The sequence below is a fragment of the Bradyrhizobium sp. CSA207 genome (genome assembly GCF_029051685.1).
In the GTDB taxonomy this organism is placed as follows: Bacteria; Pseudomonadota; Alphaproteobacteria; order Rhizobiales; family Xanthobacteraceae; genus Bradyrhizobium.
The window spans coordinates 183,416-208,596 of record NZ_JAACFT010000006.1; the positions used below are offsets into that span (position 1 = coordinate 183,416).

Here is a 25,181-nt window from a genome sequence, read left to right on the forward strand (position 1 = left end):
AATCGGCCCGGATTAGAATGTGACTTTCGGCTGGAATGCGGCTCAGGTTAACGGCTCAGGTTAGCGGCCTGGGCAATTCGCCGAGATCCCAGTACAGGCCAGCCATTATCGTCAAGGCCTCTTCGGTCAAAGGCAGCAGGATGTGCTCATTGGGCGCATGCTGGGAGCAGCCGGGATAAGAGTGCGGCACCCAGATCGTCGGCAGGCCAAGAATCTCGGAAAATACGTCGTTGGGCAGCGAGCCGCCGAAATTCGGCAGCACCGCCGGCGTCTTGCCGGTGGTCTCCTGGACCGAATCCGCCGCCCATTTGATCCACGGGCTGTCGAAATCGGTGCGCGAGGCGGCAAAGCTCTGCGCCGCCCGCACCTCGATCATCGGAAAGCCCTTCGCGGCCAGATGCGCGCGAATGGCCTCGATCAGGCCGTCGATCCTGGTGCCGACCACAAAACGCAGTTGCAGCACGGCATTGGCACGGCCGGGAATGGCGTTGGCCGGCTTATCGATATTGCCGGACGACATCGCCAGCACTTCGAGCGTGTTCCAGGCGTAGAGCCGCTCAGCCGCCGACAATCCTTCCTCGCCCCAGTTCTCCGCCAGAGCCGGCTCGTCCTCGGTCGGCACGACCTGCACGTCCGCGAGATAGCTGCGGATCTGGTTGGTGAGACGCGGCGGCTTCAGCGCATCGAGCTGAAGGCGGCCGTGGCCGTCGACCAGCGTGGCGATCGCGTTGACCAGAATGGTCGCGGGGTTGGCAAGCACGCCACCCCAATTGCCGGAGTGATGCCCACCATCGCGCAGGTTGACGTCGAGATGGATTCGGATGCCGCCGCGGCAGCCGAGAAACAGGGTCGGCCGGTCCGCGGACAGGCGCGGCCCGTCGGAGGCCATGAACAGGTCGGCCTTCAATGCGTCGCGGTTGAGATCGCAGACCTTGCCGAGATCGGGCGAACCGATCTCCTCGCCCATCTCGACGATGAATTTGGCGTTGAAGCCGAGCTTGCCGCCGCGGGCGTCGCGCACCGCGCGGAGCGCCGCCATGTTGATGCTGTGCTGGCCCTTGTTGTCCGCGGTGCCGCGGCCGTAAAGGCGAATGCCGGACACCGTGGTGCGCCAGGGATCGCGGCCCTCGCGCCACTCGCCTTCCATGCCGTCGACGACATCGCCATGGCCGTAGATCAGAACCGTCGGTGCCGTCTCGCTCTCGCGATGTTCGGCGAACAGGAACGGCGCCTTGCCGCTCGGGGATTCGACCATGCGGCTTTCGAAATCCAGCGCCGCGAAAGCGGGCTGCATCTCCTGTTCCAAATAGGCGCGCAGTTCAGCACCGCGCGAGGGGTTCTGGCTTTCGGTCCGGAAGGCAACGCGGCGGTCGAGTTCGGCGAGGAACGCGCCGGATTTGAAATCGTCACGGGCGCGGGCGATGGCGTCGGCTCTGGTCATTACTTGCTTTTTCAGGGTTGCGAGGCGAAGGACCATACCCGAGACGGGTGGGCCTTCGAAAGTGGCGGGGACCGGATAGTTCTTGGGATTTCGTTCTTGCTCTCTTGAGATTGGCTTGCCAAGGGCAGCAGCGCTGCTGCTTTTGGCCTTGCCAAGGTCGAGTTATATGCAAGAACTTCGCCAAATTCGGGCGCCCGTCTATCATTCGAAGAGTGCCCGGGACAGGGCGCCGAGGGACCAGCATGGCCAAACAGATCAGGCTCAACGCATTTGCGATGAATTGCGTCGCACACCAATCACCGGGCCTGTGGACCCATCCGCGCGACCGCACTGCCGACTATAACCGCCTGCCCTACTGGATCGATCTCGCCAAAACGCTGGAGCGCGGCCGTTTCGACGGGCTGTTCCTGGCCGACGTGCTCGGCGTTTACGACGTCTATGGCAACAGCCCTGACGCAGCCTTGCGCAACGCAGCGCAAACGCCGTCGAACGAGCCGCTGCTGCTGCTCTCGGCAATGGCGGCGGTGACGCAGAATCTCGGCTTCGGTGTCACCAGCAATCTGTCCTTCGAGCCGCCCTATCCGTTCGCGCGGCGGATGTCGACGCTCGATCATCTTACCGAGGGGCGGATCGGGTGGAACGTCGTCACCGGCTATCTCGACAGCGCCGCGCGCGGCGCCGGCAAGGACAAGCAGACCGGGCATGACGACCGTTACGACATTGCGGACGAGTATATGGAGGTCGTCTATAAGCTCTGGGAAGGGAGCTGGGAGGACGATGCGGTGCTGCGGGACCGCAAGCGTGGCATCTTCACCGATCCCACAAAGGTTCATCGCGTCAACCATGAGGGCGCGAATTACCGCATCAACAACACCATTCACCTCAGCGAGCCGTCGCCGCAGCGCACGCCGGTGCTGTACCAGGCCGGCACATCGCCACGCGGGCGGCAATTCGCGGCGCGCCATGCCGAATGCGTGTTCATGTCAGGGCCATCAGCCAAGGTGATCGCGCCGCGCGTCTCCGCTATCCGCCAGGAGGCCGCCGCGCTCGGCCGTAACCCTGCCGAGATCCTGATGTTCTCGATGATGACGATTATCCTCGGGCGCACTGAGGCGGAGGCGAAGGAAAAGTATGCCGACTATCGCCGCCACATCAGCTCCGAAGGCGCGCTGGCGCTGATGTCGGGATGGACCGGCGTCGATTTCTCCGGCTACGACCTCGACCAGCAGGTGCGCCACGTCCAGAACGACGCCGGCCGCAGCGCGATGGACAACGTCACCCGGGCCGATCCCGACCGCATCTGGACCGTGCGTGATGTCATCGAGCATGTCGGGGTCGGCGGCGCGGGCCCCGTCGTGGTCGGCACGCCGGAGATGGTCGCGGACAAGATCGAGGCATGGTTCGAGGCGACCGACGTCGACGGTCTCAACGTCGCCTTCGCGATCTCGCCGGGCGACTTCGAGGATATCGCCGACATGCTGGTGCCGGAGCTGACGCGGCGTGGGCGCTACAAACCGGAATATGCGCAAGGCACGCTGCGGGAGAAGCTGTTCGGCGCTGGACGCGCCAGGCTGGGCGCGCCACATCCTGCTGCAGGGTATCGGGTGGTGAAGACGGGATAGAACTGCCGCCTCCTCGTCATTGCGAGCGAAGCGAAGCAATCCAGAGTCTTTCCGCGGTGGCAGTCTGGATTGCTTCGCTTTCGCTCGCAATGACGGCGGCTGTGTCCTACACCTTCCCGTCCACCATCACCTCGATCAGCTTCGTCCCGGGACGGTTGAACGCGGACGACAGCGTCGCGTTCAACTCCCGGGGATCGCTGACCTTGATCGCCTCGCAGCCAAGCGCCGTGGCAATTCCGGCGAAATCAACCGGCGGATCGACAAAGTCCATGCCGACGTAATTGTCGTCGCCGTGGAAGGCGAGCAGGCGCTGCTTGATGATGCGGTAGCCGCCATTGTTGGCGATGACGACGTTGAGCGGCAGCTTGTGATGTGCTGCCGTCCATAGCGACTGGATCGAATACATCGCACTGCCGTCGCCGGAGAAGCACACCACGGAGCGTTCCGGGTTGGCAATGCTGGCGCCGACCGAGGCCGGCAGGCCCCAGCCGATGCCGCCCGACGCCAGCCCGTGATAGCCGAAGCGGTCGCGGTGCGCACGAAGTGCCGTGATCTGGCGGCTGGAAGTGAGGCCTTCGTCGACGAGGATGGCGTTGTCGGGCATCGCCTCAACCATTTGCAGCACCAGCCAATCAGGATCGATCGGGGTACGACCCGCGACCTTGCCGATCTGCTCGACCAGGGCAGCGCGCCGCGCGGTCCAGTTCTTCGGAGCAAGCTCGGCGAGACGTTGCTTCGCGCGCTGCGCCAGCGCCGCGCCGCCCATCTCCTTCAAAAGCGGGATCAGCGCACGCAGCGTTTCCTTCAGGTCCGCCTTCAGCGCGATCTCGGCACCGTAGTTCTTGGCGATTTCCCAATCGACCAGCCCGACCTGCACGATGCCAAGGCCCTCCGGCAGCGCGTCGACCTCGCTATAGACCGACATCCGCAAGGGGTCGCCGCCGAGCGCGATCAGCAGATCATAGGGGGCGAGCGTATCGCGCGCGACTTTCTGCACCCGCGCCAGCGTGCCGACGAAGCTCGGGCTCTCCGAGAGGAAGTGCGAGCCATAGGGCGTCGCGGACTGATAGGCGGCCGCTCCCAATAGCTCCGCGAGTTCGGCGGCCTCCTTCAGCGCATCGCTCTTGACGACTTCGTCCATGGTGACGATTACCGGACGTTCAGCCTTGAGCAGGCCCGCGGCAAAGGCCTTCAGCGCCTCGTCCGACGGCTTTGTGCGCGTGTCGATGCGGGTGGAGCGGCCGAGATCGATGCCGGCTTCGCTGTTGAGGATGTCACCGGGCAGCGAGATGAACACCGGCCCGGTCGGCGGCGTGGTCGCGACTTTTGCGGCGCGGCGCACGATGCGCGGCAGGTCTTCCAGACGCGTTACTTCGACCGCCCATTTCACCAGCGGCTCGGCCATCCGCACCAGCGGGCCATACAGCACAGGCTCCATCAAGCCGTGGCCCTGTTCCTGCTGGCCCGCCGTCAAGATCATCGGCGTGCCCGTGAACTGCGCATTGTAGAGCGAGCCCATCGCATTCCCAAGACCGGGCGCGACATGGACGTTGCAGGCGACGAGTTTTCCTGAGGCACGGCTGTAGCCATCCGCGATCGCCACCACCAGGCTCTCCTGCATCGCCATAACATAGGTAAGGTCGGGATGATCCTTCAGCGCATGCATGATCGGCAGCTCGGTGGTGCCGGGATTGCCGAACAGGTGCGTGATGCCCTCGTCCTTGAGCAGCGCGAGAAAGGCGGAGCGGCCGGTGATCTTGTTCTTCATGTTTCCTCCAAGCCTTGCGGGCGCTGCCGCGGCAGGCGGCATGATGGCCGAAGTCGGAGGATGCGCGCAAGGAAGCGCGGTCATGGCTGCGTTGCGCGGGACAATCTCGTGTCCCGGACGCGGCGCAGCACGTAGTGATGCGACGCAGAGCCGGGACCCCGATTATCACCGGGTTCGCGGACGCATGGGCCCCGGCTCAGCAGCGCACCGCCGAAGAGGCGCTGCGCTGCGTCCGGGGCACGAGACTGGAGTGGGCTACATCTCCTCGCGGCCCAGCTCGAACGGATCCTCGCCGCCAGCACGCTTCTTCTTTTTCGAGCGCTGCCAGACCACGCCGGGAAAGCCCTTCAGCGGCACCAGCGGCTCGCCGGTATAGGCCCATTCCTGGAGCTCTTCGATGGCGATGTGATAGAGCGGCTGGCGGCCGGTGCGCTCGTTGAACAGCGCGCGGGGGATGTTGACCATATGTGGCCCGCGCGGCCGTTCATAGGCGATCGGCGTACCGCAATGGGAACAGAAGCTGCGCGCTGTCTTGGTTGCCTTATCCTCGTAGCGGGTCAGCGCAGTTTTTCCCGAAATGATACGAAAACGCTTCTTCCAGCTTCCGACGTACGTCGCGTAGGCCGCGCCATGGACGCGCCGGCTGGCGGCCGAATGATCATGCCAGGCCCAGCGCGCGGGAACGTCGATCTCGAAAGTGACCTTGCCGCAGAGGCATTGGCCGGTAGCGGTTCCTGCAGCGGCTGCGGCTTTGGCCATTGTCTCTCTCCGTCGTCATTGCGAGCCCAGCGAAGCAATCCAGACTGCCTCTACGGAAAGACTCTGGATTGCTTCGCTGCGCTCGCAATGACTGAAATTGTGTTGGCAGTCGCGCGACAAATCAAGCTCGTCATTCCGGGACGCGCCGAAAGGCGCGGGCCCGGAATCCATTTAACCGCATAGTTAGAGGCGAGATGGATTCCGGGTTCGACGCTTCGCGCCGCCCCGGAACGACGGAAGAAAAACGCTTACGCTGGTGTCAGCTCGTCATACATCGGGTAATCCGTATAGCCCTTCTCCTCGCCGCCATAGAACGTCGCGCGGTTGTACGGCGTGATCGGATAGCCGTGCCGAAGCCGGCGCGGCAAATCCGGGTTGGAGATGAAGATGCGGCCGAAGGCGATGATATCGGCATGGCCGTCGGCGATCGCCGCATTTGCGGTCTCGCCGGTAAAACCGCCGGCGGTCATCAGCACGCCGCTATAGAGCGGGCGGAATAGCACCATCGCCGACGGTACGTTCTGCCAGTTGACTTCGGCGCGGCCGGACCCACTGGATCGCGGCTCGATGAAATGCAGATAGGCAAGACCGAGCTTGTCGAGCGCCTTCACCACGTGGGTGTAGAGCGGCATCGGATCGGCCTCGCCGGAATCGTTGGCAACGCCGTATGGCGACAGTCGTACGCCGACGCGGCCCGCGCCCCAGACCTCGATCGCGGCCTGCGTCACCTCCAGCAAAAGCTGCGCGCGGTTCTCGATCGAACCGCCATATTGATCGGTGCGCTGGTTGCTGCGCGACTGCAGGAACTGCTCGAGCAGGTAGCCGTTGGCGCCGTGAATCTCGACGCCGTCGAAGCCGGCGGCAAGCGCGTTCTTCGCGCCCTGCCGGAACGCCTCGACGATGTCCTTGACCTCTTCGGTCTCCAGCGCGCGCGGCGTCTCGTAATCGGAGATCTTGCCGTCGGCGGTCATCGCCTTCATGCCTTCGGCCCTGATCGGGATGGCCGAGGCCGAGACCGGCAGCGCCCCATCATGGAACGAGGAATGCGAGACGCGGCCGACATGCCAGAGCTGGAGGAAGATGATGCCGCCCTTGGCATGCACGGCTTCGACCACCTTGCGCCAGCCAGCAATCTGCATCTCGGAATAGATGCCGGGCGTCGCCGGGTTGCCGCGGCCATGCGAGAGCACGGGAGACGCTTCCGCGATGAGCAGGCCGCCTTGCGTCGCGCGCTGGCCATAATATTCGGCATTCAGCGGTCGCGGCGAAAAGCTCTCGCGTTCGGCCCGCATCCGGGTGAGCGGCGCCATCGCGACGCGATGCGCGAGCTTGTACGGACCGACCTGCAACGTTTTGAACAACGCTGGAAATTTCATGATGGCCCCGAATGACTATGGAAGGATGCGGATCGTATAGCGAAGGGCGGTCACCGGAAAAGGCGCCGCCCCGCAAAAGCACTATTCTCTATCGCGGAACGCGGGAGAGAATAGGATTACGCCGTCTTGATCCAGACAGCCTTGACGTTGAGATACTCCTCGACGTGCTGCTTGCCGGACTCGCGACCGTAGCCGCTCATCTTGTAGCCGCCGAACGGCATGGCCGGGTCCATCGCCTGGTAGCAATTCACCCACACCGAGCCGGCTCGCAGGCGTTTCGCGACGGCATGCGCTTTGCTGACGTCGCGCGTCCACAGGCCGGAGCCGAGGCCAAACGTCGTGGCGTTAGCGCGCTTGACCATCTCGTCCATGTCCTTGAAGGCGATGGCGGAGATGACCGGCCCGAATATTTCCTCCTGCGCGATGCGCATGTTGTCCTGGACATTGGCAAACACCGTCGGCGAGACGAAGAAGCCCTTTGACAAGGCGCCTTCCGTGACGCGGCCGCCGCCGGCGAGCGCCGTTGCGCCTTCCTTCTGGCCGATGTCGAGATAGCCGGTGACACGCTCGAGCTGCTGCTCGGACACGAGCGGTCCGATCTGAGTGTTGGGATCAAGGCCGTTGCCGACTTGCAGCTTCTTGCCGAACTCGGCGACGCGGCCGACGAACTCCTCGTAGATCGACTCCTCGATAAACAGCCGCGTTCCGGCGCTGCAGATCTGGCCGGAATTGGCGAACACCGCCATCGCGGCGCCCGGCACCGCGGCATCGAGATCGGCGTCGGCAAACACGATGTCAGGCGACTTGCCGCCGAGCTCGAGCGAGACGCGCTTGAGATTGCCGGCCGAGGCGCGGATGATCGACTGGCCCGTGACATGCGAGCCGGTGAAGGCGACCTTGTCGACGTCGTGATGCGAGGCAAGCGCCGCGCCCGCGGTCTCGCCATAGCCGGGAACCACGTTGATGACACCGGGCGGCACGCCGGCTTCCATCGCGAGCTCGGCGATGCGCAGCGCGGTCAGCGGCGCTTCTTCCGCAGGCTTGAGCACCACGGTGCAGCCGGTCGCGATCGCCGGACCGATCTTCCAGATCGTCGCCGTGAGCGGACCGTTCCAGGGAATGATGGCGCCGACGACGCCGATCGGCTCCTTCAGCGTGTAGGAGAAGATCTCGCCGGGCAGCGAGTTCTCGACCGTCTCGCCGTGAATGGCGGTGGTCTGCCCCGCATAGTAGCGCAGCATGCCGATGGCGCGCAGGCGATAGGCGCGAGTCCGGCTGACCGGCGCGCCCATGTCGAGGGTGTCGAGCTGCGACAATTCGTCAAAATTCTTCTCGACGAGATCGGCGAGCTTGAGCAGCAGGTTCTGCCGCTCGAACGGCTTGACCTTGCTCCAGGGACCTTCGAAGGCGCGGCGGGCGGCAGCGACCGCGCGATCAATGTCTTCCTTGTCGCCCTCGGCAACGGTTGCGAGCAGCTCGCCGGTGGCGGGATTGTGGGTCGCGAAGCGCTTGCCGGAAGCGGCGTCGACCCATTTCCCGTCGATCAGCATCTGCTTGTAGGACCCGTTGGCGAATGGATGGCGCGTGATCGGAATAGCCTGCGACACAGCCATGGCTGCACTCCCTGATGAGGTCATTGTTTGGTTCGATCTGGGCGGGATCGTTAGATCACATAGGATACAGCTGTGCCGGATAGGCGTAAAGTCGGCGCGGACCGAAGACCTCCCATGCCAACTTGTGCAAGGTCGCGCGCCCGCCATGTTATAGCTCGACCGAGTGCAACACTCTGCCCCGGAGAAGATCCATGCCACACCCCGCCATCATCAAGGACAATGTCGCCGTGATCACGGGTGGTGCGTCCGGCATTGGCCTTGCCGCTGCCATAGCCTTCGCGCGTGCCAGCATGAAGGTGTGCATCGCCGATGTCGACCAGGGCCGGCTGGCAGAGGCTGCAACAAAACTGTCATCCATCACGGCGGCCACAAATGTGATGACGTTCGCAGTCGATGTCAGTCAAGCCGGAAGCGTCGCTGAACTGGAGCGCGCCGTGCGCGAGCGTTTCGGCGGCACTGACGTTCTCATGAACAATGCTGGCATCCAGCCTGGCAGCACGCTGTTCGGCAAGCCTGACAACTGGCAGCGCATCATCGGCGTCAACATGTGGGGCATCATCAACGGCTCGCGCATTTTCGCACCGAACATGATTGCGCGCGGCAAGGCCGGCCTCGTCATCAACACCGGTTCGAAACAGGGCATCACCACGCCGCCTGGCGATCCCGCCTACAACGTCTCCAAAGCCGGCGTGAAGGCGTTCACCGAGGCGCTCCAGCATGAGCTGCGCAACACGAAGGACTGCCGCATCAGCGCGCACCTGCTCATTCCCGGCTTCGTGTTCACCGGTTTGACGGCGAAGGGGCGCACTGAAAAGCCGGCCGGCGCCTGGACGCCGGAGCAGACCGTCGACTTCATGATCGCGCGGCTTCAAGCCGGCGACTTCTACATCCTGTGCCCGGACAACGACGTGCCGCGCGCGCTCGACGAAAAGCGCATGCTGTGGGCCGCCGGTGACATCATCGAGAACCGTCCGCCGCTGTCGCGCTGGCACCCGGATTATGCGGAGGCGTTCGCGAAGTTCGTAAGGGGCGACTAGGCGCCGTGCCCTATAGCGTTTCCTGCTGGTGCGCGCATTGCTTGCAGGCGAACTTGACGCGAGTCTGGCCCTTGGGGGCCTGCACCCGGTTCGGCGCGCCGCACTTGCCGCAGACCGCCTCAATGCGGGTATCGCCCTGCTTGACGACGACGGTCTTCTTTTCCATCGATTCGCGGATCAGGCGCTCGGCCTCCTCTCGCAGGGATTGTTTGGACAAAGCTCATCTCCGCCGTGAATGGGGCGAGCCTTATCGCACCTGCGTCGAAATCACAATCCGAAACGCGTGTTCAGACCTCGGCAATCACGTAACCATCCACGACATGCACCGGCAAAGTCGCGGCGACATATAGGCCTTGCCGTAGTTCCTCGCCTCGCGCGACCGCGACCAGGTAAGATCGGACCTTGACCCGTTTCGGATCGAACCAGGACTGGCCGTTGCGCATGTCATAGCCGCTCAAATGAATGCCGGGTGGCGGGACGAGTGCCTCGGCGCGTTCGTAGATCGGCCAGTAGCGGCGGCGGCCGAGTGGCTCGTCGGCGCGCGGCGAGACATTGATCTGGCCTCGGATCTGGCCTCGGATCTGGCCTCGGATGCGCCTTCGCATCTGCAACACGTGTTCCGCCGCCACCTCTGCGCGCTCAGGAACGCCTCAGACGCTGATTAAATTTTCGTCTGTTGCAACGTGCGCCCTGCGCCTAGCTTCGCACATCCTACTCTCCCCCGGAGTCCCTCCATGCCTCTCCTCCTTCGCGGCGGCACTGTCGTCAATCATGATCATTCGCGCCGCGCCGACGTGCTGATAGACGGCGACAGCATCGTCGCGGTCGGCGCATCGATCGAGGCGCCCACGGGCACGGAGATCGTCGATGCTGGCGGGGCCTACGTGATTCCGGGCGGCATCGATCCGCATACGCATCTCGAAATGCCGTTCATGGGGACCGTCACCGCTGACGATTTCGAGTCGGGGACAAAGGCGGCGCTGACCGGCGGCACCACCATGGTGGTGGATTTCTGCCTGCCCGATCCCGGCCAGTCGATGCTCGCGGCCTATCAGGAATGGCGGCACAAATCCGAGAAGGCGGCCTCCGACTACGGCTTCCACATGGCGGTGACGTCGTGGTCGAAGCAGATCTACGACGAGATGGAAACCGTGGTCAAAACCTACGGCATCAACACCTTCAAGCATTTCATGGCCTACAAGGGCGCGTTGATGGTGAACGATGACGAGCTCTACAACTCGTTCGCGCGCTGCGCCCATCTCGGCGCCATGCCGGTGGTGCATGCCGAAAACGGCGACGTTGTCGCCCTGATGCAGGAGGCGCTGATCGCGCGCGGCGTCACCGGCCCGGAGGGGCACGCTTATTCGCGGCCGCCGGAAGTCGAGGGCGAAGCCACCAACCGCGCCATCATGATCGCGGACATGACGGGCACGCCGGTCTACATCGTGCACACCAGCTGCCGCGAGGCCCATGAGGCGATCGCGCGGGCGCGCGCCGCCGGCAAGCGCGTCTATGGCGAGCCGCTGATCCAGCATCTGCTGCTCGATGCCGGTGAATACGAGAACAGGGATTGGGATCATTCCGCTCAGCGGGTAATGTCGCCGCCGTTCCGCGACAAGTCGCATCAGGACAGCCTGTGGGCCGGCCTGCAATCCGGCTCGCTCCAGGTGGTCGCAACCGACCATTGCGCGTTCACGACCGAGCAGAAGCGGTTCGGGCTTGGCGATTTCAGAAAGATCCCGAACGGCACCGGCGGCCTGGAAGACCGCCTGGCGCTACTGTGGACTGCAGGCGTCGCCACCGGGCGGCTGACGAAGGAAGAGTTCGTCGCGGTGACCTCGGCGAACATCGCCCGCATCCTCAACATCTATCCGCGCAAGGGTGCCATCGCGGTGGGCTCGGATGCCGACATCGTGGTGTGGGATCCCAAGGCGACAAAGACCATCAGCGCGAAGCGGCAGGTGAGCCGGATCGATTACAACGTGTTCGAGGGTTTTTCCTGCACGGGCGGGCCGGCCGCGACACTCGGGCGCGGCCGCATCGTGTGGAAGGATGGCGATCTGCGCGCCGAGGCCGGCGACGGCCGCTACATCGAGCGTCCCGCGTTCTCGCCGGTGCATGTCGCCAACTCCACCTGGAAAGAGCTGACTGCACCGCGCGCCGTGGTGCGCGGCGCGGTCACGCCCTGAACGACGGGCGGCCCGCAATCCGCTCCGTGTTCTCCTAAGGGGGCGGCTCCAAAGTCTGGGCCGCTGGCACACGCCTTGCCTCTCGATGTCGAACAACTATCGGCAGGAGGCACCCATGAGCACATCACCTTTCGATATCAGCCGCCGCGGCGTCGTGTTCGGCGGTCTGGGTGTGGCCGGAATGACTGCGGTCGTTGCACCCTCAGCCTGGACGCAGGGGCGCAGCGAGACGCTGCTGGTGGTGCAGGAGCTCGGACCGAACTCGCTCGACATGCAAGGCGTCGGCTCCAACCAGACCGTGAACGGCCTGTCCTGGAACTGCTATGATCGCCTGCTGACCTACGCTTCCAAAACACTACCCGACGGCACGCCCTCATACGATCGCGCGACACTCGCGCCTGAACTGGCTGAGAGCTGGGAAGTCGCCGCTGACGGCATGTCCTGCACTTTCAAGCTGCGCAAGGACGCGAAATTCCACGACGGCACGCCAGTCACTGCGAAGGACGTCAAATGGTCGTTCGACCGCGCCGTGAAGGTCGGCGGCTTTCCGACCTTCCAGATGTCGGCGGGATCACTCGAAAAGCCCGAGCAGTTCGTGGTCGTCGACGACCACACCTTCCGCATCGACTATGTCCGCAGGGACAAGATGCTGCTGTTCAACGTGGCGGTCGTCGTGCCGTTCGTCATCAACTCAGAACTCGCCAGGAAGAACGCGACGCCGGAAGACCCTTGGGCGCTGGCCTGGCTCAAGAACAACGAAGCCGGCGGCGGAGCTTACAGGATCGAAAGCTGGAAGCCGGGCAGCGAGACCGTGCTGACGCGGTTCGACGACTGGAAAAGCGGACCACTACCGAAGATCAAGCGGGTGATCGCGCGCGATGTCCCGTCTGCGGGCACCCGCCGCGCGATGCTCGAGCGCGGTGACGCCGACCTCTCCAGTGGCTTTGCGCCGCGCGACTTCGAGCAGATCATCAGTGAGGGAAAGGTCAAGGTATCGGGCGTGCCGATTCCCAATGCGCTCTGGTACGTCGCCCTCAACACTGCAAAACCGCCGTTCGACAACGCCAAGCTGCGTCAGGCCGTCGCCTGGGCGATGCCTTACGAGCAGATCCAGGCCAGCGCGTTTTTCGCGCGCGCTGTTCCGATGTACGGCGGATCTGCGGATGTCTCAAAGCCGGTGTGGCCGCAACCGTTTCCTTATGTCACAGATCTCGATAAGGCCAAGGCGTTGATCAAGGAGGCTGGATTCGAGTCCGGCCTGGAGACGACCTTGTCGCTCGACACGGGTACAGCGACCGTCGGCGAGCCGACCGCGATCCTGATCCAGGAGAGTCTCGCAAAGATCGGGATCAAGGCGTCGATCGAGAAAATTCCCGGTGCAAACTGGCGCACGACGCTCAACAAGAAGGAGCTGCCGCTCGCGCTCAACCGCTTCAGCGGCTGGCTCGACTATCCCGAATATTATTTCTACTGGAATTTTCACGGCAACAACTCGATCTTCAACATCTCCTCCTACCAGAACAAGGACATGGACGCGCTGATCGACAAGGCGCGCTTCACCACGGACGCGACAGAGTACGACAAGGCCGTGAAGGATTTCATCGCGCTTTGCATGCGGGACGTTCCGATCGTTCCACTCAACCAGCCGATCCACGACGTTGCCATGCAGAAGGGCGTGTCCGGCTACGAATTCTGGTTTCACCGCGAACCGGACTATCGCCAGTTTGCGAAGGGCTAGTGCTGATCGACGATTGGCTTCGAGTGCAAGGCGCACGATCCGGATCGACCGGGGCCAGCGACATGGCGGCTCTATCAGGCTCAAGCCGGACCGACGAGGGCGCGGCCTTCGAGCTCCGGTTTCCGTCCGCCTAAAACGCGCTAGATTGCGAACACCCAGGCGGCGAGGATGGTGCCGATGGTCACCAGGCCAGCAATGGTCCAGCCCGCGGCATACTCCAGTTCAGGGTGACCATTTGCCCGCATGATCTCGGCTGGATCGGCGGTATGCTTCCAATGCTCTGCCATGACAGCCTCGCACGTTTCCCCGCGTCATATGTAAGTCGCACCAGCCGCCTTTAGGTTCCATCACGGAGATGCGAGGGCACAAAAAACGTGAAAACAACCCCATGCACAGTAGAACGGCCTTGCCGGCGCGAGGCTCGGCCGTGCTTCGCAAAGGCTTGACCCGACGGCGCAAAACGCCGCGCGCCGCGCAACAGGCGCGCGGTCTGCCGGCTTGCCTTCCGAATCCGATTGCATGCTAGAGTGGACGCACGGATTCCGGGGCGGGAGAAAAGCATGGCCGACAACAAGGCAAAGCGGGGCGGAGCGGATCGCGCCCTGATCGCGCTCGGCGAGAAGTATGAAGTCGCGTACTGGTCGAAGAAGTTCAAGGTGACGCCGGCCAAGCTGAAATACGCCGTCAAGAAGGTCGGCCACTCCGCCCGGAAGGTCGAGGAATACATCAAGCTCCAGAAGCACCGCGCCTCCGACAAGAGCCGGATCGCGCTGAGCGAGGCCTATGAGGTCCGCTATTGGTCGAAGAAATTCAAGATCACGCCGGCGAAGCTGAAGGCTGCCGTGGCCGCGGCAGGCCATTCCTCCAAGAAGGTCGGCGCTTATCTCGCTGCCCAGAAGGCAGCGAAGAAGGCCAAAAAGTCGGCGAAGAAGACGGCGAAGAAGACGGTCCAGCGGAAAATGGCGGCCTAAAGATTTCGGGGCCATGGAGGCAGGAATGAAATCCGCTGGAGTGATCCTCACCTGCGCCATCGTTCTTGCCATCGCCTCCCACATCGCCGACGCCTCCGGCGCCACACCCGGAAAAGTCTCGGGTTCGACGGCGCTGGCGCTCGCGGGCGTGATCGCGCCGCTGTCGCCTGACCTGTCGCGCGCCGAGAAGAGGGCGGTGGCGATGCTGTTCGCCGCCAACAGCGACGTTCCCCACAAGAAGATGATCGTGGTCACCGCGGACAGGATCGTCTGCCGCACCGGCAATGTCGACATCACCTTGCGCAACTGCGAGATCACCTTCGGCAAGAAGGTCAAAACCGTGAACGGCTCCACGGCCAGCGAGATCTTCGCGACCGAGGCGCTCGCCGGCATTCCGCCCGACGGCGCGGCGGGATCGGATTTCGAGAGCCTGACCCGGCTGAGCTGCACGATCGACCCCAACGCTATCCGCCGGAAGGACGGCAGTGGAGCGGATTGCACGTTCCAGCCGGGGAATTGAGCCGGGCTTGGCGGGCGAGCCAAAGGTGCCGCGAAATCGCCGCAAGACGAACTAACTAATAAGGCGAATTGAAAAGACAGGCCAAACGAGCGAGCCCATATCAGGCTCGCAAGGCCGGCACCAACATGAAGAATTATCTCGCATTTTTCCTTATTCTAACTGTCACGGCGGCGTCCGCGCATGGCCCACTGCCGGCGCCGCTGACGGCGCCCTCCGATCTCGTCCGGGTGGGCCTCACCGACTCCGATACGATCGCCGGCGGCACCGCGCGGCTGTGCGACCAGGTCACCTTCTCGCGCGGCCTGCGCTACGGCGAAAGCGAGGCCAATGTGCTCGATGTCGCCGCCAGCACGACCAAGGCGCAGACGCCGCGGCCGGTGCTGCTGTTCGTGGCGGGGGACACCTTCACCGGGGACCGGACCGCGCCGGAGCTGTCCCGCGACATCCAGGACGCCGCGATGTGCTTTGCCGCGCGCAACGACATGATCGGGGTGCGCGTGAACTATCGACAGGCCCCCGCGGCGACCTGGCCGAGGGGTGCGACCGACGTTGCGGCGGCGCTGTCCTGGGTCCACGGGAATATCGACCTGTTCAATGGCGACGCCCGCGAGATTGTCGCGGTCGGCTATGGCGCCGGGGCCTTCCATGTCGCGAGCCTGCTGGCGCATCCCGAGCTTCAGGCCGACCACGCCGATGTCGCCGCGGTCGTGCTGGTGTCCGGAATCTACCGCGTCGGCAAGAACGCAAGCGACAGCGAGAAGGCCTATTTCGGCACAGATGCCAGCCAGTATGACAAGCGGTCGGTCTTTCCCGGCATCCTCAACGTCGACGCGCCGATCGTGCTGGCCTGGGCCGCGGGCGATCCCGCAAACCTCGTGGCGCAGGGCGAGACCCTGAAGAAGACGCTGTGCGGCGCCGGCCACTGCCCACGCAGCACGATCCTGCGCAGCCGCGACGGCATCGCTAGCGCCTTCGGGCTCGACGGCTCCGGCGACAGCCTGGCCGAGCCGACGCTGCTGCTGGTGCATCAGTTAGAGGCGCGGGGGCTGCCGTAGCGGCGACGTGACGTTAGTGGGGTTAAACAGAGATAGAGCCCAGGCCTCAACCTCTCCCACTTGCGGGAGAGGGGGCAGACCTTCCTCGTGGCAACAACGGGGCTCAATCAGCTCAAGCTTTATCTGCCTCGCGCCGGCTTGAGTGAGCGAGTCAGCACGACTGCCGTTTCGCCTCAAGAGGACGCAAGGTTGAATCCGGCCGCCCAGCCACAGCTTTGACAAACGCTTGACGTAGATTAACCCACCCTGGGGCAGATCGAGCCGAGCTCTCCGGGGGCCAACGTCAAGGTGTCGAGCATGCGCGTCACCGGTAGACTGCTGTTCGTTCTGATCTTCGCGTTCGCGGCGCTGGGGGCGATGTCCCAGCAACACGCAGAACAATCCGCGACCGACAGCGAAATCCGCATCGGCAATGTCGTGCCGTATTCGGGACCGCTTTCGGAATTCGGCGCGATCGGCCAGGCGGAGGCCGCCTATTTCGACATGATCAACGATCGGGGCGGCATCAACGGCCGCAAGGTCCGTTTCATCACGCGCGACGACAATTCCGACCCGACGACGGCGCTGGAGCTGACCCGCAATCTGGTCGAGCAGGACGACGTGCATTTGATGTTCGGATCGTTCGGCACGCCAGGCAATCTCGCCACGCGCTGGTATCTGAACGAAAAGAAAATCCCGCAGCTTTTCGTCGCCTCCGGCGACGAGGAGTTGAGCCAGGCCAAGGCGTTTCCCTGGACCATGGGCTGGCAGCCGTCGTTCCGGTCGGAGGGGCGCATCTACGCCAACTACATCCAGGCTTATTATCCGCGGAAGAAGATCGTGGTGCTCTGGCAGAACGACCAGTTCGGCCGCATGCTCTACAGGGGCATCCAGGAAGGCCTTGGCGACCTGAACCGTCTCGTCCTCGTCGACATCGCCTTCGACATTGCCGATGAGCATCTCGAAGGGCACGTCTCGATCCTCAAGCGTTCAGGCGCCGATATTTTCGTCTTTCTCGGCGTGCCCTCGACGGCGTCCAAGGTGATCAGGCTGGCGGCGTCACTCAAATGGCGCCCGGTCTTCATCGTGAGCGACGCCTCCGCCTCGATCGCCAATGCGATGGCGCCCGCAGGCCTGGAGAATTCGGCCGGTGTGATCTCGGCGGCCTTTTTGAAGGATCCGAGCGATCCCGCATGGAAAGACGATCCTGCCATGAAGGACTGGTTCGCCTTCATGGACAAGTATCATCACGTCGAGAGTACGAACAACAGCGCCGCGCTCTATGGCTACGCCGCCGCCGAGTCGCTGACGCACGTGCTGAAGCAATGCGGCGACGATCTATCGCGCGAGAACATCATGCGTCAGGCGGCTTCGCTTAAGGGTTATCAGCCCTCCGTTGCGTTGCCGAGCATCAGGATGAACACCACGCCGAACAGCTATCTCCCGATCAGGCAGATGCGGCTCGTCCAGTTCGACGGCCGGTCCTGGCAGCCGTTCGGCGAGGTGATCGAGACCGCTTTCACCGAAGGCGCGGCACGATGAGACGCATCAGGCCGGCTTCAGCGAAGCCAGCGCGCTTTCCAGCAGCGAGCGTACCCGCGCCGCATCGCCGGACTTCACGACCGCCGGGTCTAGCTAAAGCTCGAGGCCGGGCGCGCGCTCGGTGATGACGCAGCTCTTTTCAACCGAGGCATCGTTCAGCGCGTCAACCGAATGATGGGCGTAGTAGTCCATGCAGTCGCTGCTGCCGAAATTGCCGACATTGCAGTAGCCGGGGTTGATCGCCATGCGCGAGCAGAACGGCGGCACGATGCCGGCACAGGCGCCTTTTCGTTTCATCACGATCGTTTAAGATCGGCAGCGACCTGCATTCGCTCCGCCGGGAGATCCTCCACATGACCGAGACCATCCGCATCAAGCGCTTCCATGCGCGCCCCGTGATCGTGCCGATGAACCTGCCGCTCAAGACCTCGACCGGCGCAGTCGCCAAGGCGCCGCTGGTGCTGATCGACTGCGAGACCGACCAGGGCGTGCGGGGGCATGCCTATCTATTCTCGATCACGCCCTCGGCCTTGAAGCCGCTGACGGCGATGGTCACGGAAATGTCGGAGCTGCTCACAGGCGACGAGCTGCTGCCGTTCGAGATCGAACGCAAACTGACCCAGCGCTTCACGCTGCTCGGACTGGCCGGCCTGCAGCGGCTGGCGCAATCCGGCATCGACATGGCGGCGTGGGATGCGCTGGCGCGCAGCAGAGGCCTGCCGCTGGCGCGCCTGCTCGGCGGCGCGCCGAAGCCGGTCAAGGCCTACAATTCGAAGGGGCTCGGCATCATGCCGGCAGGCGCTGCCGTCGACGAAGCGCACAAGCTGCTGGCCGAGGGTTTCCAGGCCGCAAAGATCCGCGTCGGCCGGCCCGATGCGCGAGAGGATCTCGCGGTCGTGCGCGCGGTGCGAAAAGCGGTCGGCGACCAGGTGACGCTGATGTGCGACTACAACCAGGCGCTGACGGTGACCGAGGCGATCCGCCGCGGCGAGATGCTCGACGACGAAGGGCTGACCTGGATCGAGGAGCCGATCCGCCACGACAACTACGCCGGCTGCGCCCGCATCGCGGACGCACTGCGCACGCCGGTCCAGATCGGCGAGAACTTCGACAGCGCCTTTTCGATGCAATCCGCGCTCTCAGCGGAAGCCTGCGACTTCGTGATGCCCGACGTGCAACGCATCGGCGGCGTCACCGGCTGGCTGCGCGCGGCCTCGCTGGCACATGCCGCCGGCGTCGAGATGTCGACGCATCTGTTCTCGGAAATCAGCGCGCATCTGCTGTGCGTGACACCGACCGCGCATTGGCTCGAATATGTCGACTGGGCCGACGCGGTGCTGGCAACGCGCCTCGCGATCAAAGACGGCTTTGCGCTGCCGAGCGAGGAGCCCGGCAATGGGATCGCGTGGGACGAGGCGGCGGTGAAGAAGTATCTGGTGAGCTAACCACGCCTGACGCCTCGAACACCGACGTCGTCCTGGCGACGGCGGAGAGATCGTGTGCGCAACTTCCGCCACATCGTTATTGCGAGCACAGCGAAGCAATCCAGAATCTTTCCGCGACAACAGTCTGGATTGCTTCGCTGCGCTCGCAATGACCGAGCGTGTGGTTGATTGCGCGGCAGTCCGCCGGCCTATCGCGGCTCCGCGCCTGGAATTTTCTTGCGCGATGCCCTGCGCTCGATCCAGACGCAGCGGCGGGCTGCGACGCTGGAGCGCCCGACCGCGGATATTCCTTGGCCGGCCTGGAGCAGGGGCGCGATGTTTTCGCGGAGCGCGCGGCAGTGCGCGAGTTCGGTTGGCCAGTCAATCATCGTTGCGTGAGCTGGCAAGGCGATCAGCGCCGACATCGCCGACGCAAGACAGATTGCCCGCATCGCCCGCTCCCCTTCATTGCGCCGCGCCCGGATTGCGCCGGTAGCGGAAATCGCAATGATCGGCGCCTTGCATGATGGTCTGCGTTCGCGTGAGCTCGATGTCGGGACCGAACCCTTCTGCGGTCGCGAAGTCCGCGGTGCAGACCAGGAGAAAGCCGAGCTCCGGCTCGCCCAGCGCCTGGTAGAATTCGGCATAGGCGCATCGCGTGACATCGAAGGCGAATGCATCTTGCGACTGCTCGATGACGTCGTAGGCGAGCGCTCCGTCGCGGGCATAGGTCTTGAAGGCGGACGAGACGGCTTTGCCGAGATTGGCCTCGTTCTTCGTCTTCCAGAATTCCTCGCCGAAACCGCGATAGAGATCGCCGAGCGCCTTTCGCACCAGCGCGTTCGCGCGCGCCTCGCCAAGTTCGGCCTGGAGCGCCTTGACCAAGGGCACCAGAACTTGCGCCTGGATCCTGGCCTGTTCGAGGACGGAAACACCCATGGGAGGCCTCGCGTCAGAGATGAGATCGTAGCCCGGACGGAGCACAGCGCAATCCGGAAAGACCCGCGGGACAGATCCCGGATTTCGCTGCGCTCCAACCGGGCTACGGACCTACGACAAGCATAAGCCCGCCGAGTGCGCGTGGCTAACCTTCCGCCGGATAGCTCAAACGGCCGTCAGCCTGGAGCTGCGCCGCCGCATTCATCTCGGCCTGCTCGACCTTATCTGGTCCGAGAATGTGAAACACCGTCTCCCTCCGGGCAATCAGACAATCGGTGATGATCCGCCGGTGGCATCGCCACCATACCGTCTCTGCGCACATGATGGCGCAACGCTGCCCATCGCCCAGCTGGCGCAGATGCGTGAGGCCCGCCTGAAAGGCGTCGCTCATGGCGTAGTCGGCATAATTGTGAAAGCTATCGTTCTGCCAGAAGGCGTTGGTCTGGCGCGGCACCTCGCGCTTGCGGCTGCGCAGGCCGCCGAGCGAGGCGATATGCTCATAGCCGATCGAAACGGCCGCAAGTGCTCGTGGCAGGGTCTCGCGGTTGTATTGTGGATTGGTGCGCGAGCGGGGCACCGTGCGAACGTCGGCGACAAACGTGACGGAGGCGCCCTGCAACAGTGCGACGAATTCACCGATCGGACGTGTGCCGTGGCCGATCGTGAAGAATGGGTGAGCCATGAGACGCCCCAGCTGTCAGATTGCCCGCGGTCCGTCAGTTCCGCAGCAAGCGCAGCGTCCGGCCCTTATGCAAGGCGACGTGATCGGTCTTGTCGCTTTTGATCTCGTATTGCGGATCGTCCGGGCTGGCATGGTGGACGTAGCCCTTGTACTCGACGTCCTTGGTGTGCACGCGCAGGATATGGCCGCGCACCCGGCCAGCCTCGGAATTCCAGCTGACGTGATCGCCGCTCTTGAAAGTTTTCGGCATGGCGAACCAATGCCGGACGGCATCCGGCTGTTCCTTCGCATTGATGAGTTTGGCTCGCCGAGGAATGATTCGTGGCGCAAAGCCGCCTGCCCCTTCGGGCTTCGGTGCGGCATCCTTCTCTCTGCTATCGCGAGCGAAGGATGGTGGGCACGACAGGGATCGAACCTGTGACCCCTACCATGTCAAGGTAGTGCTCTCCCGCTGAGCTACGTGCCCTAGAGATCGTCTAGATCGGGTGGGGTCCCTATAACGGCTCGGGAGAGCCGGCGCAAGGACGGAACAGGCGGATTTAGGCCGCCAGCATCTTGTTCACTTCGCTCACCAATTCGCGCAGGTGCACCGGTTTGGACAGCACCTTGGCGTTCTTGGGGGCGTCCGAATCCGAGTTCAGCGCGACCGCGGCAAAGCCGGTGATGAACATGATCTTGATGTCGGGATCGAGTTCCGAGGCCCGGCGGGCGAGCTCGATGCCGTCCATCTCCGGCATCACGATGTCGGTCAAGAGCATCTCGAACGGCTCTTCCCGCAACCGCTGATAGGCGGCCATGCCATTGTCATGGGACGAGACCTGAAAACCGGCGTTTTCCAGCGCCTTGACCAGGAAACGGCGCATGTCGTTGTCGTCTTCGGCGAGCAGGATTTTTGGCATGGCAGGAACGTTGAATCCCCAAGGCATCAGCAGAGGTCACTAAGCCCGACAGAGGGTAAATTTCGGGTGAAAATCTTTAACCCTCAGCGAAACCCTTGGCGAGCTGTGCGAGCGCCCCTTGTGAACCCGAATGCGGCTGGAAGCAATCGAGCGGCTCGGAGAGACCCCTCCTCCATCCCCGCAGGGTTAAGATACGTTCCAGTGCCGATCACATCTTTTCGCTTGGCAGAGCGGTTGCGATTCCGGACAATGGCGACACATAAGAGCCGCTCGACCGGCCGAGTCGATTCGATCCGGACCTTGCCGGATCTTTCCGGATCTTGCGGCGCGAAGGGACGAAGCCTGAGAAGATGACCCGGTTTGACGGCGAAGCGTCGCCAGCCTTCGAGATCGTGGAGCCCGCGCAATGGCGCGCGCCGGTCATCTTCAACTCGCCCCATTCCGGCTCGGCCTACCCGGACGAATTCCTCACGACCTCGCGGATCGACCTGCCGACGCTGCGGCGGTCGGAAGATTCCTTCATGGACGAACTGATCGGCCATCTCAGCGACCGCGGCTTTCCGACCGTACGGGTCAACTTTCCCCGCTCCTATGTCGACGTCAATCGCGAGCCCTATGAGCTGGACCCGCGGATGTTCTCGGGCCGCCTGCCGAGCTTCGCTAATACCCGCTCGATGCGGGTGGCGGGCGGGCTCGGCACCATCCCGCGCGTGGTCGGCGACGGCCAGGAGATCTATCGCGAGCGCATCATGGTCGACGATGCGCTGGCGCGGATCGAAACGCTCTACAAGCCTTACCACCGCGCGCTGCGCCGTCTGATCAACAAGGTGCACCAGATGTTCGGTACGGTGGTGCTGGTCGACTGCCACTCAATGCCGTCGGTCGGCGTCTCCCGTGACGAGCCGCGCCGGCCCGACATCGTGATCGGTGACCGTTACGGCACGAGCTGCACGCCGCTGTTGCCGGACCGGGTCGAGGAAACCATGAGCGGGCTAGGCTATTCGATCGGACGCAACAAGCCCTATGCCGGCGGCTTCATCACCGAGCACTACGGCAATCCGGCCAGCGGCCTGCACGCCGTGCAACTCGAGCTGAACCGTGCGATCTACATGGACGAGCGACGGCGCGAGCGCAGCCCGCGCTTCGCTCAGGTCGCGTCCGATTTCGCGGTGCTTGCCGACGTGCTGGCGACGACGATCCCGTTCGGCGATCTCGGCCCGTTCCAGGCCGCGGCCGAATAGGCGCAAGCTTCGCCGCGCGATCACATCGCGTATCGCGACCGGACACGGCAGCAGGCGTGAGCGGATCGAGCGCGGAATCTTCGCTTCGCGTTTTCGCGCGCTTGAAGTGAAGACGAAGGCCGCAAGAAAAAAGGGCCGCTTGTTATGAACAAGCGGCCCAAGTCTAGGGAGGAAACGCCCAAGGAGGGCAGCGGTAACGCAGAGCGCTACCGCACCGCAACAATATGCGGCCGCGCCGCACAAAGTGCAAGGGCTTTTGAGCCGTTTCCCATGCAAAACACACATGGCTCGGTTGCTTCCAGAGAAACCCAGATTCAGCCCCTTTGATAAGAGAATTCAATGGGTTGATTGTCATTTGCATACGAACGAGGCAAGCCCGGAACTAAGCATTCAACTCAATGATCGATATTTGGCCAGCCTATGGCTCGTCTGAGGCAACGTGGCGCGGCATCCAAAATACCAGGGAGCAAATCAAGACAGCGCTGCCCGTCACAGGCGAATTGAGATAGGCAGATGCGAAGCTTCACCCGACTTTCGCTTTGAGGAGACGCCGTGACGGTGATCGACTTCTCCGCCTTCATCGGACGGCTCGCCACTGCGTCCGGCGAAACCATCCTGCCGTTCTTCCGCACCTCGCTGTCGATCGACGACAAGAGCAAGACCAAGGATTTCGACCCCGTGACGGAGGCCGACCGTGCCGCGGAAGCGGTGATGCGGCGGCTGATCAAGGCCAACTTCCCCCAGCACGGCATCGTCGGCGAGGAATTCGGCAGCGAGCGCGAGGAGTCGGACTATGTCTGGGTGCTCGATCCCATCGACGGCACCAAGTCCTTCATTGGCGGCTTTCCGATCTGGGGCACTCTGATCGCGCTCTTGCACAAGGGGGCGCCGGTGTACGGCATGATGCACCAGCCGTTCATCGGCGAGCGCTTTTCCGGCGACAACGGCTCGGCCCATTATAAAGGCCCCTCCGGCGAGCGCCGGCTCCAGGTCCGCCGCTGTGCCTCGCTCAGCGAGGCGACGACCTACACCACCAGCCCGCTGCTGATGAACGAGCGCGATCGCGCCACCTTCGGCCGCATCGAGCAGGGCGCGCGGCTGTCGCGCTATGGCGGCGACTGCTACTCCTATTGCATGCTGGCGGCCGGCCATGTCGATCTCGTGGTTGAGACCGAGCTGAAACCCTATGACATCGCAGCGCTGATCCCGATCGTGACCGGCGCCGGCGGCGTCGTCACCACCTGGGAAGGCAAGCCGGCCCAGGGCGGCGGCCGCATCATCGCCGCCGGTGACGCGCGGGTCCACGAAGAAGCAATGAGACTGCTCAACGGATAAGCGATGCGAGGGGCCTGATGAAAAACTGGCGCAAGCTCGTTCTCGCGATCCTGTTTCTGTTTCCGGTGCTCGCATCCGCCCAGAATTTCCCCGCCAAGCCGATGAAGCTGGTGGTGCCATTCCCGGCCGGCGGACCCAACGACATCATCGCGCGTGTGATCGGCCAGCGCATGTCGGAACTGTCCGGCCAGCCGGTGCTGATCGACAATCGCGGCGGACAAGGCGGCGTGCTCGGCACCGACGCAGTCGCGAAGGCCGCGCCCGACGGCTACACCATCGCGATCTCCAGCGCCGGGGCGCTCGCCATCAGCCCGAGCATGGAGAAGGTCGCCTACGACGCGCTCTCGGACCTGACACCGGTTACGCTGGTTGCGACCGTGCCGGAAATGCTGGTGGTGGCAACCAACGTGCCCGCGAAAGACATGGCCGAGCTGATTGCGCTGGCCAAGGCGCAGCCCGGAAAGCTCAACTTCGCCTCCTCCGGCCCCGGCAGCCTGCCGCATCTTGCCGGCGAATTGTTCAAGCTGACGGCCAAGATCGACATCGTGCACGTGCCCTATCGCGGCGCCGCACCCGCGGTGAACGATCTTCTGGGACAGCAGGTGCAGATGACCTTCCTCGACCTGCCGGTGCTGCTGCCGCAGATCAAGGCCGGCTCCTTGCGCGCCATCGCGGTCGGCTCACGCGAACGCGCACCGACTGTGCCCGACGTGCCAACCACGGCGGAAGCGGGCTTTGCTGACCTGCGCATCGAAAACTGGTACGGCATGGTGGCGCCGAAGGGCACGCCGAAGGAAATCATCACCGCGCTGCATCGTCTCGCAACGCAGGCGATGGCGGATCAGGCGGTGAAGGAAAAGCTCGCCGCGCAAGGCGCCACGCTGATCAGCGACACCCCGGAGCATTTTCGCAGCTTCATCGCGGACGAGACCGCGAAATGGGCGAAGGTGATCAAGGACGCCGGCGTGGAAACGGCGAAGTAGCTCATGACTTGATGCTGGTGTCGCCGCAAGCACTGCTGCGTTCCCTCCCCCCCTTTGTGGGGGAGGGC

At 63.8% G+C, this 25,181-nt stretch carries 23 protein-coding genes, 1 tRNA gene and 2 pseudogenes; 12 read left to right on the top strand and 14 right to left on the bottom strand.

What is annotated here, in order from left to right; genetic code table 11:
* Nucleotides 1–55: 55 nt before the first annotated feature.
* Nucleotides 56–1,441, bottom strand: coding sequence for a M20 family metallopeptidase (locus GWG65_RS08725; RefSeq protein WP_275194992.1), 1,386 nt, complete (start codon nucleotides 1,439–1,441; stop codon nucleotides 56–58).
* Nucleotides 1,442–1,683: 242 nt separating this feature from the next.
* Between GWG65_RS08725 and GWG65_RS08730 the strand changes: the two genes are divergently transcribed.
* Complete coding sequence (locus GWG65_RS08730) at nucleotides 1,684–3,063, top strand: LLM class flavin-dependent oxidoreductase (protein WP_275194994.1); 1,380 nt, start codon at nucleotides 1,684–1,686, stop codon at nucleotides 3,061–3,063.
* Nucleotides 3,064–3,169: 106 nt separating this feature from the next.
* Here GWG65_RS08730 and GWG65_RS08735 read toward each other — a convergent pair whose 3' ends face one another.
* The 4 genes from GWG65_RS08735 to GWG65_RS08750 all read right to left on the bottom strand — a co-directional run bounded on the left by GWG65_RS08735 (nucleotide 3,170) and on the right by GWG65_RS08750 (nucleotide 8,579).
* On the bottom strand, nucleotides 3,170–4,831 hold the full coding sequence (locus GWG65_RS08735) for a thiamine pyrophosphate-binding protein (RefSeq protein ID WP_275194996.1): 1,662 nt from the start codon (nucleotides 4,829–4,831) through the stop codon (nucleotides 3,170–3,172).
* 255 nt (nucleotides 4,832–5,086) lie between these two features.
* The gene (locus GWG65_RS08740) at nucleotides 5,087–5,590 is read right to left on the bottom strand and encodes a GFA family protein (RefSeq protein ID WP_275194998.1); all 504 of its coding nucleotides are present in this window, start codon (nucleotides 5,588–5,590) and stop codon (nucleotides 5,087–5,089) included.
* 248 nt (nucleotides 5,591–5,838) lie between these two features.
* Entirely contained in the window at nucleotides 5,839–6,966 is a 1,128-nt protein-coding gene (locus GWG65_RS08745; RefSeq protein WP_275195001.1) for an alkene reductase, read from the bottom strand.
* A gap of 116 nt (nucleotides 6,967–7,082) precedes the next feature.
* Complete coding sequence (locus GWG65_RS08750; RefSeq protein ID WP_275195002.1) at nucleotides 7,083–8,579, bottom strand: aldehyde dehydrogenase family protein; 1,497 nt, start codon at nucleotides 8,577–8,579, stop codon at nucleotides 7,083–7,085.
* Between the two features lie 191 nt (nucleotides 8,580–8,770).
* Here GWG65_RS08750 and GWG65_RS08755 point away from each other — a divergent pair, with 191 nt between their 5' ends.
* Complete coding sequence (locus tag GWG65_RS08755) at nucleotides 8,771–9,616, top strand: SDR family NAD(P)-dependent oxidoreductase (RefSeq protein WP_275195004.1); 846 nt, start codon at nucleotides 8,771–8,773, stop codon at nucleotides 9,614–9,616.
* A gap of 10 nt (nucleotides 9,617–9,626) precedes the next feature.
* Here the strand turns inward: GWG65_RS08755 and GWG65_RS08760 are convergent, their stop codons facing one another.
* Both GWG65_RS08760 and GWG65_RS08765 read right to left on the bottom strand, forming a co-directional pair.
* A complete protein-coding gene (locus GWG65_RS08760; protein WP_148740720.1) occupies nucleotides 9,627–9,833 on the bottom strand; it encodes a hypothetical protein in 207 nt (68 codons plus the stop codon).
* 229 nt (nucleotides 9,834–10,062) lie between these two features.
* Nucleotides 10,063–10,176, bottom strand: a pseudogene (locus GWG65_RS08765) (amidohydrolase); the annotation flags it as partial.
* 174 nt (nucleotides 10,177–10,350) lie between these two features.
* Here GWG65_RS08765 and hydA point away from each other — a divergent pair.
* Together hydA and GWG65_RS08775 are read left to right on the top strand one after the other, a co-directional pair.
* Nucleotides 10,351–11,805, top strand: a complete 1,455-nt coding sequence (gene hydA / locus GWG65_RS08770; protein WP_275195007.1) for a dihydropyrimidinase — start codon at nucleotides 10,351–10,353, stop codon at nucleotides 11,803–11,805.
* A 115-nt stretch (nucleotides 11,806–11,920) separates the two neighbouring features.
* Complete coding sequence (locus GWG65_RS08775) at nucleotides 11,921–13,543, top strand: ABC transporter substrate-binding protein (RefSeq protein ID WP_275195009.1); 1,623 nt, start codon at nucleotides 11,921–11,923, stop codon at nucleotides 13,541–13,543.
* Nucleotides 13,544–13,683: 140 nt separating this feature from the next.
* Here GWG65_RS08775 and GWG65_RS08780 read toward each other — a convergent pair whose 3' ends face one another.
* A complete protein-coding gene (locus tag GWG65_RS08780; RefSeq protein ID WP_187435981.1) occupies nucleotides 13,684–13,830 on the bottom strand; it encodes a hypothetical protein in 147 nt (48 codons plus the stop codon).
* A gap of 273 nt (nucleotides 13,831–14,103) precedes the next feature.
* Here GWG65_RS08780 and GWG65_RS08785 point away from each other — a divergent pair, with 273 nt between their 5' ends.
* The 4 genes from GWG65_RS08785 to GWG65_RS08800 all read left to right on the top strand — a co-directional run bounded on the left by GWG65_RS08785 (nucleotide 14,104) and on the right by GWG65_RS08800 (nucleotide 17,610).
* A complete protein-coding gene (locus GWG65_RS08785) occupies nucleotides 14,104–14,514 on the top strand; it encodes a DUF3606 domain-containing protein (RefSeq protein WP_275195012.1) in 411 nt (136 codons plus the stop codon).
* 25 nt (nucleotides 14,515–14,539) lie between these two features.
* Complete coding sequence (locus GWG65_RS08790) at nucleotides 14,540–15,034, top strand: hypothetical protein (protein WP_275195013.1); 495 nt, start codon at nucleotides 14,540–14,542, stop codon at nucleotides 15,032–15,034.
* Nucleotides 15,035–15,159: 125 nt separating this feature from the next.
* On the top strand, nucleotides 15,160–16,089 hold the full coding sequence (locus tag GWG65_RS08795; RefSeq protein WP_275195014.1) for a carboxylesterase family protein: 930 nt from the start codon (nucleotides 15,160–15,162) through the stop codon (nucleotides 16,087–16,089).
* A 297-nt stretch (nucleotides 16,090–16,386) separates the two neighbouring features.
* Nucleotides 16,387–17,610, top strand: coding sequence for an ABC transporter substrate-binding protein (locus tag GWG65_RS08800; protein ID WP_275195016.1), 1,224 nt, complete (start codon nucleotides 16,387–16,389; stop codon nucleotides 17,608–17,610).
* Between the two features lie 6 nt (nucleotides 17,611–17,616).
* On the opposite strand, the pseudogene GWG65_RS08805 reads toward GWG65_RS08800, so the two are convergent.
* Nucleotides 17,617–17,871: pseudogene (locus tag GWG65_RS08805) on the bottom strand (adenylate/guanylate cyclase domain-containing protein); the annotation flags it as partial.
* A gap of 92 nt (nucleotides 17,872–17,963) precedes the next feature.
* Here GWG65_RS08805 and GWG65_RS08810 point away from each other — a divergent pair.
* Complete coding sequence (locus GWG65_RS08810) at nucleotides 17,964–19,055, top strand: enolase C-terminal domain-like protein (protein WP_275195017.1); 1,092 nt, start codon at nucleotides 17,964–17,966, stop codon at nucleotides 19,053–19,055.
* Nucleotides 19,056–19,499: 444 nt separating this feature from the next.
* On the opposite strand, the gene GWG65_RS08820 is transcribed toward GWG65_RS08810, so the two are convergent.
* The 5 genes from GWG65_RS08820 to GWG65_RS08840 all read right to left on the bottom strand — a co-directional run bounded on the left by GWG65_RS08820 (nucleotide 19,500) and on the right by GWG65_RS08840 (nucleotide 21,554).
* Complete coding sequence (locus GWG65_RS08820) at nucleotides 19,500–19,973, bottom strand: L-2-amino-thiazoline-4-carboxylic acid hydrolase (protein WP_275195020.1); 474 nt, start codon at nucleotides 19,971–19,973, stop codon at nucleotides 19,500–19,502.
* Between the two features lie 145 nt (nucleotides 19,974–20,118).
* Nucleotides 20,119–20,655, bottom strand: a complete 537-nt coding sequence (locus GWG65_RS08825; RefSeq protein WP_275195021.1) for a DUF488 domain-containing protein — start codon at nucleotides 20,653–20,655, stop codon at nucleotides 20,119–20,121.
* A gap of 34 nt (nucleotides 20,656–20,689) precedes the next feature.
* A complete protein-coding gene (locus GWG65_RS08830; RefSeq protein ID WP_148740709.1) occupies nucleotides 20,690–20,905 on the bottom strand; it encodes a DUF2945 domain-containing protein in 216 nt (71 codons plus the stop codon).
* Nucleotides 20,906–21,046: 141 nt separating this feature from the next.
* Nucleotides 21,047–21,121: transfer RNA gene (locus tag GWG65_RS08835), tRNA-Val, on the bottom strand.
* A gap of 73 nt (nucleotides 21,122–21,194) precedes the next feature.
* Nucleotides 21,195–21,554, bottom strand: a complete 360-nt coding sequence (locus GWG65_RS08840) for a response regulator (protein ID WP_007597092.1) — start codon at nucleotides 21,552–21,554, stop codon at nucleotides 21,195–21,197.
* A 350-nt stretch (nucleotides 21,555–21,904) separates the two neighbouring features.
* On the opposite strand from GWG65_RS08840, the gene GWG65_RS08845 reads away from it, so the two are divergent.
* From GWG65_RS08845 to GWG65_RS08855, 3 genes are all read left to right on the top strand, one after another.
* Entirely contained in the window at nucleotides 21,905–22,795 is an 891-nt protein-coding gene (locus tag GWG65_RS08845) for an N-formylglutamate amidohydrolase (RefSeq protein ID WP_275195023.1), read from the top strand.
* A 552-nt stretch (nucleotides 22,796–23,347) separates the two neighbouring features.
* Nucleotides 23,348–24,130 (top strand): histidinol-phosphatase, encoded by a 783-nt coding sequence (gene hisN / locus GWG65_RS08850; RefSeq protein ID WP_275195025.1) that lies wholly within the window; start codon nucleotides 23,348–23,350, stop codon nucleotides 24,128–24,130.
* A 17-nt stretch (nucleotides 24,131–24,147) separates the two neighbouring features.
* On the top strand, nucleotides 24,148–25,113 hold the full coding sequence (locus tag GWG65_RS08855) for a tripartite tricarboxylate transporter substrate binding protein (protein ID WP_275195026.1): 966 nt from the start codon (nucleotides 24,148–24,150) through the stop codon (nucleotides 25,111–25,113).
* The last annotated feature ends 68 nt before the right edge of the window (nucleotides 25,114–25,181 follow it).